At 69.4% G+C, this 11595-nt stretch carries 2 protein-coding genes; both read left to right on the forward strand.

The genetic code is table 11. The annotated features are described in order from the left end of the window. Nucleotides 1-701 precede the first annotated feature (701 nt). On the forward strand, nucleotides 702-9950 hold the full coding sequence (locus DL519_RS01280) for a non-ribosomal peptide synthetase/type I polyketide synthase (RefSeq protein WP_190812527.1): 9249 nt from the start codon (nucleotides 702-704) through the stop codon (nucleotides 9948-9950). Continuing rightward, a complete protein-coding gene (locus DL519_RS01285) occupies nucleotides 9940-11595 on the forward strand; it encodes a phytoene desaturase family protein (RefSeq protein WP_190812528.1) in 1656 nt (551 codons plus the stop codon). The genes DL519_RS01280 and DL519_RS01285 overlap by 11 nt, the downstream gene beginning before the upstream one ends.

Below are 11595 nucleotides of genomic sequence, written 5' to 3' on the forward strand. Positions count from 1 at the left end.
GGCACGACGCAACTCGCCGCCACCCAATCATGTTGGGAAACCAAGTTCCTGGCAGACCGACTTGGCTTTCGCCAGCCGTCCAGGTTCCTTCGCGGCAAACCATACCAACCCGAAACGACACATCTTTACCCAGCTCCCCGAATAGTTGGGCCCCCATCCTTCCGGGCCGTTCGCACAGTACCGAATCGGACCGCACCGAATCGGACCGCGCCGCGATGCGCGGAAAAGGGCGTTGATCACGAGGTCGTTCCCGCCATTCGTTGGTATATTCAGAATTGTCAGCTACTTAATAGGCATATTCCGCATCCTTATTAGTAGGATCGGGTGGTGAGCGGCGGTGGTCGCCGGTATTGATGTGAGTTAAGATCATCCGGGTGCGAAATGGGGGAGTGCATTATGTGGATCGGTCAGTGCCTGCGCGGTGGGTGTGACTTCGTTGCCGTGCTTGGTGTTTCGCCCTGGTGCACCGGTACGTGCGGTGGAGCGCCGCTGGCCTGCTCCGGCTGACGACACCCTCGCACCAGACCTCTGTGGAACGAGCTATCGGCTCGTTCCCGCGCTGCGCACCGACGGCACGTCAGCACGTCGTGGCGCCTCCGCGCATTCGCACGCCAGATGATTCGCCGGTCTCTTTCGACCCCTTGCCAATTCGAGCGATCGTGCCAAGTTCGCGCCACCGCGCCCGACCCGAGGAATCGACGATGGTGAACTCGCAGAATCCTGCTTCCGGAAACAAGGTCGCGCTCATCGGCATCGGCTGCCGGTTTCCCGGCGGCGCCTCAGATCACCGGGCCTTCTGGCAGAACCTGGCCGGCGGCAAGGACTGCATCGTGCCGACCCCGGTCGACCGGTACGACGTGGGGACGCTCGGCAGCCGGGACAAGACCAAGCCGGGGCGGCTGGTCGGTGGGCGCGGCGGGTACATCGACGGGTTCGACGAGTTCGACCCGGCGTTCTTCGGGATTAGCCCGCGCGAGGCCGAGCACATGGACCCGCAGCAGCGCAAGCTGCTGGAAGTCGCCTGGGAGGCGCTGGAGGACGGCGGTCAGAAGCCGGCGGCACTGGCCGGCCGCGACGTCGGTGTCTTCGTGGGTGCGTTCACACTGGACTACAAGATCCTCCAGTTCGCCGATCTCGGCTTCGAAACGCTGGCCGCGCACACCGCCACCGGCACGATGATGACGATGACGTCCAACCGCATCTCCTACTGCCTGGACCTGCGCGGGCCGAGCGTCTCCATCGACACCGCCTGCAGTTCCTCGCTGGTGGCGGTGCACCTGGCGTGCCAGAGCCTGCGCCGTGGGGAGAGCAGCCTCGCGCTGGCCGGCGGCACGCTGCTGCATATGGCACCGCAGTACACGATCGCGGAGACGAAGGGCGGTTTCCTCTCCCCGGACGGCCGTTCCCGCACCTTCGACGCTTCGGCGAACGGTTACGTGCGGGCCGAAGGGGTCGCGGTGGTCGCGCTGAAACTCCTCGACGACGCGCTGCGCGACGGCGACCCGATCCACGCGGTGATCACCGCCAGCGGCGTCAACCAGGACGGCCGCACCAACGGCATCACGGTGCCGAACGCGGACGCGCAGATCGAGCTGATCGCGCAGGTCTGCGCCGAGGCGGGCATCAGCCCCGGCGCGCTCCAGTACGTCGAGGCGCACGGGACTTCCACCCCGGTGGGCGATCCGATCGAGGCCAACGCGCTGGGGCAGGCGCTGTCGATCGGGCGGAAACCGGGGGAGAAGTGCTACATCGGCTCGGTCAAGACGAACATCGGGCACACCGAGTCGGCGGCCGGGATGGCCGGGCTGATCAAAACCGCTCTGTCGCTGGAGAACCGCAAGATCGCACCGCACATCAACCTGTCGCGCATCAATCCCGGCATCGACCTGGCGGCCCAGCCGTACGAGATCCCGGATCGGCTGATCGACTGGCCCGAGCACGAAGGCCCGGCCCGCGCCGGTGTGAACTCGTTCGGCTTCGGCGGCACGAACGCCCACGTCGTGCTGGAGGAAGCGCCACCACGACCGGAAGCCGAGCGTCCGCCCGCGCACCGCACGCACCGCATCCTGCCGCTGACGGCGCAGGATCCGGCTGCACTCCCGGAACTGGCGGCGCGCATCGCGGCCCGGCTCGACGAGGTCGACCCGACCGACCTCGGACACACCCTGGCGCACCGCCGCCAGCACCACGACCACCGGATGTCCATTGTGTACTCCTCGAAGGAGGAACTTGCCCGGCGGCTGGCCGAATGCGCGCGGGGTGATGCGCATCCGAGCGTGCTTTCCGGCCAGCTGCGCGAGGAGCGGCGGCTGGTGTGGGTGTTCACCGGCATGGGGCCGCAGTGGTGGGCCATGGGACGGCAGCTGCTGGCTAGCGAGCCCGTCTTCCGGGAGGTGGTCGAACGCTGCGACCGGGAGATCAACCGCATCGCAGGCTGGTCGCTGCTTACCGAACTCACCGCCGACGAGGTGGACTCGCAGATGGCCGAGACGTGGCTGGCGCAGCCGGCGAACTTCGCCGTGCAGGTCGGGTTGGCCGCGCTGTGGCGGCACTACGGGGTGCGGCCGGACGCGATCGTCGGACACAGCACCGGCGAAGTTGCGGCGTTCTACGAGGCCGGGGTCTACAGCCTGGCCGACGCGGTGCGGATCATCGTCCACCGCAGCCGGCTCCAGCAGAAGCTCGTCGGCACGGGGACGATGCTCGCCGTGAGCCTCACCGAGGCCGATGCGCAGCGGCGGGTGCGGCCCTTCGGGGACCGGGTGTCGGTGGCGGCGATCAACGGTCCCACCACGTGCACCCTCGCCGGGGACGAGGATGCGCTCGCACAGCTCGCCGACGAGCTGAGAGAGGAGCAGATCTTCGCGAAATTCCTGGCTGTCCGCGTGCCCTACCACAGCGCGCGCATGGAACTGATCAAGGACGAGCTGCTGTCCTCCTTGGATGGGCTGCGGCCGAATCCGGCGCTGGTCCCGCTCTACCTGACCGGGCAGGAGGGCATCGCGGACGGTACCGAGCTGGACGCCGGCTACTGGTGGCGCAACGTCCGCGACAGCGTCCGCTTCCGGGCGGCGGTGGACCGCCTCGCCGACGACGGGTACCGGCTGTTCCTGGAGATCGGCCCCCATCCGGTTCTGGCGCACTCGATCCGGGAATGCCTGCTGGACAAGCGGGTCGAAGGCAACACGGTGCCGTCCATCCGCCGCGGCGAAGACGAGGCCGAACGGTTCGCAGCGTCCCTGGCGACCCTGCACAACTTCGGTGTCGACATCGCCTGGGACGTGCTCGAACCCGCCGGCCGGGCGGTTTCGCTGCCGGCCTACCCGTGGCGTCGCGACCGCTACTGGGTGGAGCCCGCGCCGGTCGCGCAGGTGCGGCTCGGCCGCGTCGACCACCCGCTGCTCGGGCGGCGCCTGCCCACCGCGAACCCCGGCTGGGAGGCGAGCCTCGACATCGAGTCGACGCCTTACCTGCGCGACCACCGCATCCAGGGCGACGTGGTGTTCCCCGCCGCCGGCTACCTGGAGATGGCGGCGCAGGCGGTGCGGGCAATGACCGGCGGCACCGCTGTCGCGTTGGCCGACATCGAACTGCGGAAGGCGCTGTTCCTGCCGGAGAACGAGGCGAGACGGGTGCAGCTGTCCTGCTCCGGCGACGCCGCGTTCACCATCGCGACGGTGAACGGCGAGGACCGCCATGCTGTGCACGCAACCGGGGCGTTGCGCGCCGTCCAGCCGAGCCTGCCGGGTGCGACGCTGGACGCGGACGCGATCCGCGCGCGATGCCCGCGGCACCTCGACGGCCCGGACTGCTACGCGGCGTTGGCCGGGCTCGGCTACCACTACGGCCCGGCGTTCCAGGCCATCGAGCAGGTCTGGATCGGGCCGGACGAGGCGCTCGCCCGCGTCCGGCCGGCCGAAGCGCTCGGCGACACCGCGGGCCACCACTTCCACCCGGCGCTGCTGGACGCGTGCTTCCAGACGTTGCTGACCCCGCTGATCGCCGAGGACGTTCCGGGAACCGGCATCCGGCTGCCGCTGTCCATCGCCGATGTGCGGACCGGGCCGATCGGCGACCAGCCGATCTGGGCGCACGCCACGATCGTGCGCCGCGACGGCGACGAACTCGTCGGCGACCTCACCGTGTACGCCGATGACGGAACAGCGCTCGGCCACATCGAGAAATTCCGCGCCGCCGACATCGAGCAGGTTTCGGCCGGCGTCGCACCGACCACAATGGACAATTGGCTGCTCGTGCCGACCTGGGTGCCCGCCCGGGACTTGCCCGGGCGCGCCGATGCGCCCGGCGACCTGCTGATCCTCGCCGATTCGCAGGGCATCGGTGACGAACTCGCCGCGCAGGCGCGCGCCCGGGGAGGGCGCTGCCACCTGGTGCGCGTGGGGGAGGAGTACCGGCGAGGCGAGCGTGAATCGACGGTCGTGCCGGGCAACGCAGCCGACCTGCGGCGCCTGCTCACCGAACTGCCCAGTTCCTTCGACGCCGTGGTGCACCTGTGGAACCTGGACCGCCCGGCCTTCGAGTCCGCCGACGGCTCCGAACGCGCGCGGCAGCACACCACGGGGACCCATTCGCTGCTCGCCCTCGCGCAAGCGCTGCTCGCCGAACAGGTCCGGGCCAGGCTGCACGTCGTCACGCGCGGTGCCCAGGCGGTGTCCGACGGTGCCGAGGTCGAGCCGCTGGGCGCGCCGGCCTGGGGCATCGGCCGGGTGCTGTGGCAGCAGGAACTCACCGCGAACCGGGGCAAGCTGATCGATCTCGACCTCGCCGGAACGGACGTGGTCGCCGACGCGGCCGCGCTCCTGCGTGAGATCGCCGCCGCCGACGACGAGGAGGAGGAGGAGGAGGAGATCGCGCTTCGCGGCGACCGCAGGCACACCAGCCGCCTCGCCCGGCCCGACGACCTGCTCAACCCGCTTCCGCTGCGGCTGCGGGCCGATGGCAGCTACCTGGTCACCGGCGCGTTCGGCGCGCTCGGCCGGCTCGTGTGCCGGACGCTGGCCAAGCGCGGAGCCCGCCGCCTGATCCTGGTCGGCCGCACCGAACTGCCCGCCCGCGACCGGTGGTGCGACATCGGCCTGGACACCGCGATCGGCCAGAAGGTGGCCCTGGTCAAGGAGTTGGAGGCGCTCGGCGCGCAGCCGATCCCGGTGTCGCTGGACGTCGCCGACGAGACCGCTTTCGGCGCCTGGCTCGCCGACCACCGGCGCCAGGGCCTGCCGCCCATCCGCGGGATTTTCCACCTCGCGGGCAACGTCGAAGACGTGCTGCTGCCGGAGATGGACCGGCAGACGTTCGACACCGTGCACGATCCGAAGACCGTCGGTGCCGCCGTGCTGCACCGGCAGCTGCGCGACGAACCGCTCGACCACTTCGTGCTGTTCGCCTCGATCGCCTCGGTGCTGACCACGGCGGGCCAGACGAACTACGCGGCGGGCAACGCGTTCCTCGACGCGCTGGCCCACCACCGGCGGTCGCTCGGACTCCCGGCGCTGAGCATCGACTGGGGTCCGTGGGCGACCGGCATGATCGCCGAACTCGGCCTGGTCGAGCACTACCGCAACAGCCGGGGCATGAGCTCGCTGTCACCGGAGGCCGGGATGGCGGTGCTCGAGCGGGTCATCGGCGAGGACCGCGCCCAGCTGCTGGTGGCCACGATCGTCGACTGGCCGACGTTCCTGTCCTGGTACCCTGCGCCGCCGCTGCTGGTCGCCGATCTCGCCGCCGCAGCGGCCTCCGAGTCCGATGTGGACGGAAATTTCCTGGAGGAGTTCCACGGCACCGCGCCGGACCGGCGCCGACAGCTGCTCGCCGGGCACTTCTGCGAGCTGGTCGCCGCCGTGCTCCGGGTTCAGCCCGCCCAGGTCGACGAGACGGCGAGCCTCAACGCGCTGGGACTGGACTCGCTGCTGGCGATGGAACTCCGTGCCCGCATGCAAACCGAGTTCGGCGTCGCGCTGCCGGTGGTGGCGCTGCTGGGCAGCGCACCGGTCGGCGAACTCGTCGACCGGCTGCACGACCAGCTGGCCGCCGCGGGCAACGACGCGGGCACCGGCGCGGAGGTCGCGGAGTTCCACGACCAGCGGCAGTACCCGTTGACGCAGAACCAGCAGGCACTGTGGTTCCTCAAGCAGCTCAACCCGGACGGCTTCGCCTACAACATCGGCGGCGCGGTGGAGGTGCGCACCGAACTCGACCCGGACCTGATGTTCGAGGCTTACCGGGCGATGCTGGAACGGCACCCCAGCCTGCGGGCGAACTTCGTCCTGGTCGACGGCGAACCGGTGCAGCGGATCTCCTCGGCGATCAAGCCGGACATCGAGCTGTTCGACGTCCGCGACGAGTCCTGGGACGACATCTACCAGCTGATCATCCGCGAGTACCGCAAGCCCTACGACCTCGAGAACGACCCGCTGGTGCGCTTCCGGCTGTTCCGGCGCGGCCCGGACCGCTGGGTGATCACCAAGGCCGTGCACCACATCGTCTCCGACGCGATCTCGACGTTCACCTTCATCGAAGAACTGCTCGCGGTCTATGAGGCGTTGCGGGCCGGCCGCCGCGCCGAACTGCCTCCGGCGACCGCCACCTACCTGGACTTCCTCAACTGGCAGAACCGGTTCCTGGCCAGCCAGGACGCGCAGCGGATGCTCGACTACTGGCGGCAGGCGCTGCCCGCCGAGCCGCCAGTGCTGAACCTGCCCACCGACAAGCCGCGGCCGGCCGTGCAGACCAACAACGGCGCCTCCGAGTTCTTCGTCCTCGACGAGGAGCTGACCGCGCGGGTGCACGCGCTGGCGCGCGAGCACGACGTGACCGTGTTCGTGGTCCTGCTCGCCGCCTACTACCTGCTGCTGCACAGCTACTCGGGGCAGGACGATGTGATCGTCGGCAGCCCGGTGAGCGGCCGGACGCAGGACGAGTTCGCCTCGGTGTACGGCTACTTCATCAACCCGCTGCCTTTGCACGTGAGTCTGTCCGGGGAGCCGACCGTCGGAGAACTGCTGGCCCGCACCCGCGACACCGTCCTCAACGGGCTGGACAACCAGGAGTACCCGTTCGTGCTGCTGGTCGACGAGCTGGGCGGGGCGCACGACCCGAGCCGGTCGGCGCTGTTCCAGGCCATGTTCATCCTGCTCACCCACAAGGTTGCCACCGAGAAGTACGGCTACCGGCTGGAGTACGTCGAACTGCCGGAGGAGGAAGGGCAGTTCGACATCACGCTGTCGGCCTACGAGGATGAAGCGGACCGGCGCTTCCACTGCGTCTTCAAGTACAACTCCGACCTGTTCCGCCCCGAGACGATCCGGCGGCTGGCCGCGCACTTCCGCAACCTGGTCGACTCGCTGACCCGCACTCCCGCCGCCGAACCCATCACGCACGTGCGGATGCTCGACGCCGCCGAATCCGAGCAGCTGCTGGAGAAGTTCAGCGGCTGCGACCGGCAGGCGACCGGTGATGTGCCGGTGCACAAGTTGATCAACGAAATGGCCGCCGAGCGGCCCGATGCGATCGCCGTTTCGGTGCCGTCGGAAACCGGAGAGGTACGGCGACTCAGCTACGCGGAGCTCGAACGCGAGTCCCGGGGCGTCGCGCACCGGTTGCGCGAACTCGGCGTCTCCGACGGCGCGATCGTGGCGCTGTGCATGGACAAATCACCCGAGCTGATCGTCACGCTGCTCGCGGTGCTGCGCGCCGGCGCCGCCTATCTGCCGCTGGATCCCGACTACCCGGCGGAGCGGCTCGCCGACATGGTGCGCGGCGCGGGCGTCGGCCTGGCCGTCGTCGACGACGCTCACCGGGACCGGCTGGCCGGAGTGGACGTCGTGCTGACACCGGCAGAGCTGCGTTGTGAGGCCGGGGCGGAAGCCCCGGACGGCCCGACCGACCTCGATTCGACCGCCTACGTCATCTACACCTCCGGTTCGACCGGCCGCCCGAAGGCCGTGCGGGTCAGCCACCGCAACCTGTCCTCGGCGTACCGGGCGTGGCACGCGGAATACCGCCTCGACGAGGACGTCCACGTGCACCTGCAGCTGGCGAGCTTCGCTTTCGACGTGTTCACCGGCGATCTGGTGCGAGCGCTGTGCTCCGGCGCAACCCTGGTGCTGATCAACCGCGAGCTGCTGTTCAACACCGCCCGGCTGCACGAGACGATGCGCGCGGAGCGCGTCGACTGCGCCGAATTCGTGCCCGCCGTCGTGCGCGGCCTGATGGGGCACTGCGCGCGGACCGGCGAACGCCTCGACTTCATGCGCCTGCTGGTCGTCGGCTCTGATGCGTGGAAGGTCGAGGAATACCAGCGGTTGCGCGAACTGTGCGGCCCGGCCACCCGCGTGATCAACTCCTACGGGCTCAGCGAGGCCACCATCGACAGCGCCTTCTTCGAAGGCCCGGCCGACCACCTCGCGCCGAGCCAACTGGTCCCCATCGGCCGGCCGCTGCCCAACAGCAGGCTCTACATCCTCGACCGGCACGACCAGCCGGTGCCGCCGGGCGTGCCGGGCGAGCTGTGGGTCGGCGGCGACGGCGTGTCCACCGGCTACCTCGGCGACGACGGGCAGACCGCGCAGCGGTTCGTCACCCACGCCTTCGGGCCGGAACCGGTGCGGCTGTACCGCACCGGCGATCTGGCCCGCTGGGACGCCGACGGCACCGTGCACCTGCTCGGGCGCGCCGACGCGCAGATCAAGGTGCACGGCCACCGCATCGAGACCGGCGAGATCGAGGCACGGCTGGTGGCCTGGCCGGAACTCGCGCAGTCGGTCGTCACGGCACGGCCGGACGCCGACGGGAACAGCGTGCTTTGCGCCTACTGCGTGCCCGCCGACGGCGCGACGCTGGACCGCCGGGCGCTGCGCAGGCACCTCGCCGAATACCTGCCGACGTTCATGATCCCGTCGCACCTCGTCGAGGTCGCCGCCTTGCCGCTCACCCCCAACGGCAAGGTCGACATCGCCGCGCTGCCCGAGCCCCGACCCGCCCAGGACGAAGCCGACGACGAACCGGTGACCCTGTTCGAGGAGCGCATGGCCGAGCACTGGAAGTCGGTGCTGGGCCTGGAACAGGTCGGGCTTCGGAACGACTTCTTCGAGGTCGGCGGCAGTTCGATCAGGCTGATCGAGCTCATCCACCACCTGCAGGCCGAGTTCAACATCAGCATCCCGGTCAGCCGGCTGTTCAAAAGCACCACGCTGCACGGCATGGCCACCACGCTGGAGCACATCATCACCGGCCGGATCGGCGGGGCCCAGCCCTACCTGACCTTCAACAACGGCGGCGACCCGCTGTTCTGCTTCCCGCCGGCCGGCGGGCACGGGCTGGTCTACCGGCGGTTCGCCGCGCACCTGCCGGCTCGCCGCATCGTCGCGTTCAACTACCTGACCGGCGACGACAAGGTGCGCCGCTACGCGGACCTGGTCGAGGACGGCCAGCCCGACGGCAGGTGCGTCCTGCTCGGCTACTCGCTGGGCGGCAACCTCGCCTTCGAGGTGGCCGGGGAGCTGGAGCGGCGCGGCCGCGAAGTGTCCGATGTGGTCATCATGGACTCCTACCGGATCGGCGAGTCCTTCCAGCTCGGCGAGGAACACCTCGACGCGTTCGAGCACGAGCTCGCCGAACACCTTCGCAAGCACACCGGATCCGAGGTGGTCGCCGCGGAAACCCGCGAACAAGCCAGGGACTACCTGCACTACTGCAGCCGAACACCGAACACCGGGACGGTCCGGGCCGCGGTGAGCGTGATCTCCGACCACGACAAGGCCGAGTACTACGCCGCCGACGCCCCGGGCAGCTGGCACGGCAGCTCCGCCACGCGCAGCGACGTGCACCGCGGCTCCGGCAGCCACGCGGACATGCTCGACGAGGCGTACCTCCCGGCAAACGCGGGCCTGGTGCGCGAGATCCTGGCGGGAGGTGCGGGCGATGACGCGTGACAACGGTGCGGCCGGCAAGCCGAGCGTCATCATCATCGGTGGGGGAGTCGCGGGCCTGGCGGCCGGCTGCTACGCGCAGATGAGCGGGATGGACACCCGCATCCTGGAGAAGCACGTGCTGCCCGGAGGCTGCTGCACGGCGTGGTCGCGCGAGGGCTACATCTTCGACTACTGCATCGAGTGGCTGATCGGCACCGCGCCCGGCAACGAAGCCAACCAGATCTGGCGCGAGCTCGGCGCGCTCGACGGGAAGGCGATCACCAACTTCGAGATGTTCAACCGCGTCGTGGACGAGAACGAACGCGAGGTGACCTTCTACAACGACCCGGACCGGCTCCAGCGGCACCTGCTGGAGGTCTCGCCCGCCGATGCGCAGCTGATCAAGTCGTTCTGCCGGGACCTGCGGCGCTTCCTGCGGCTCGACGTCTTCCCGTTCCTGAAGCCGCCGCCGCTGAAGACGCTGCCCGAGAAGCTGGACATGCTGCGGAGGGTGCTCCCGGCGTTCTTCCTCTTCTGGCGCACCTCGGCGACGCGAATGGATGACTTCACCGCGAAGTTCCGGGATCCGCTGCTGCGGCGGGCGTTCCCCAACGTCTTCTTCCAGGACCACGAATGCTTCCCGCTGCTGCCGTACCTGTACAACATCGCCTGCGCCTACCACGGAAACGCGGGCTTCCCGCAGGGCGGCTCGCTGGGGCTGGCACGGTCCATCGAGAACCGCTACACCGAGCTCGGCGGCGAGATCAGCTACCGCGCCCGCGTGGCGCGCGTTCTGGTCGAGGACGACCGGGCCGTCGGCGTGGAACTGAAAAACGGCGACCGGTTCTACGCCGATCACGTCATCTCGGCCTGCGACGGGAACACCACGATCTACCGCTTCCTGGACGGCAAGTACACCAGCCCGGCCATCGACAAGCTCTACACCGAGATGCTCGCCAAACCAGGCGTCGTGTACCCGAGCATGGTCTCGGTGTTCGTCGGCGTCGACGGAGATCTGCCACCCGAAACCCCGCACAGCACCACCTACCTGCTGTCCGGACAGGACGCCGCAGCACTGCCGCGCGTCCTGCAGGACAGCCTCGTGGTGCAGCTGCGCTCCCACTACTGGCCCGGGTGCGCGCCGCCGGGCAAATCACTGTTCCATTGCACCTACTTCAGCGAATTCGGGTACTGGCGCGAGCTGCGCACCCGCAACCGCCGCGGGTACTGGGCGGAGAAGCGGAAGGTGGCCGAGTTCGTGCGCGGGTTCCTGGAGAAGCGCTATCCCGGCATCGGCGGGCGCATCGAGGTCGTCGACGTGGCCACGCCGACGACCAACCACCGCTACACCGGCAACCACAACGGCAGCATCCTCGGCTGGATGGGCTTTTCCGAAGCCGACGACCTGGCGACCGAGCTGGTCGAAAAGCAGCGGATGCGGCTGCCGGGGCTGGCCGGTTTCTCGATGGCGGGTCAATGGGTCGGCGGCGGCGGGCTGATCAAGGCCGCCGCCAGCGGACGATTCGTCACCCAATACCTGTGCGAGGAGCTCGGAATCCCGTTCCAGGCATGGGAAAGCCCCGGTGGCCGGGCCTGGTGCCCGGACATGCTCGGCCACCTGCCCCAACTTGACGTCCGGCCCATGCAGTTGACCGAGGAGGCCTGA

The organism is Saccharopolyspora pogona, assembly GCF_014697215.1.
Lineage (GTDB): Bacteria > Actinomycetota > Actinomycetes > Mycobacteriales > Pseudonocardiaceae > Saccharopolyspora > Saccharopolyspora hattusasensis.

Bases quoted from the DNA above. Each gene is read 5' to 3' on its own strand.
- DL519_RS01280 (WP_190812527.1), top strand. From the start codon at position 702: ATGGTGAACTCGCAGAATCCTGCTTCCGGAAACAAGGTCGCGCTCATC.
- DL519_RS01285 (WP_190812528.1), top strand. From the start codon at position 9,940: ATGACGCGTGACAACGGTGCGGCCGGCAAGCCGAGCGTCATCATCATC.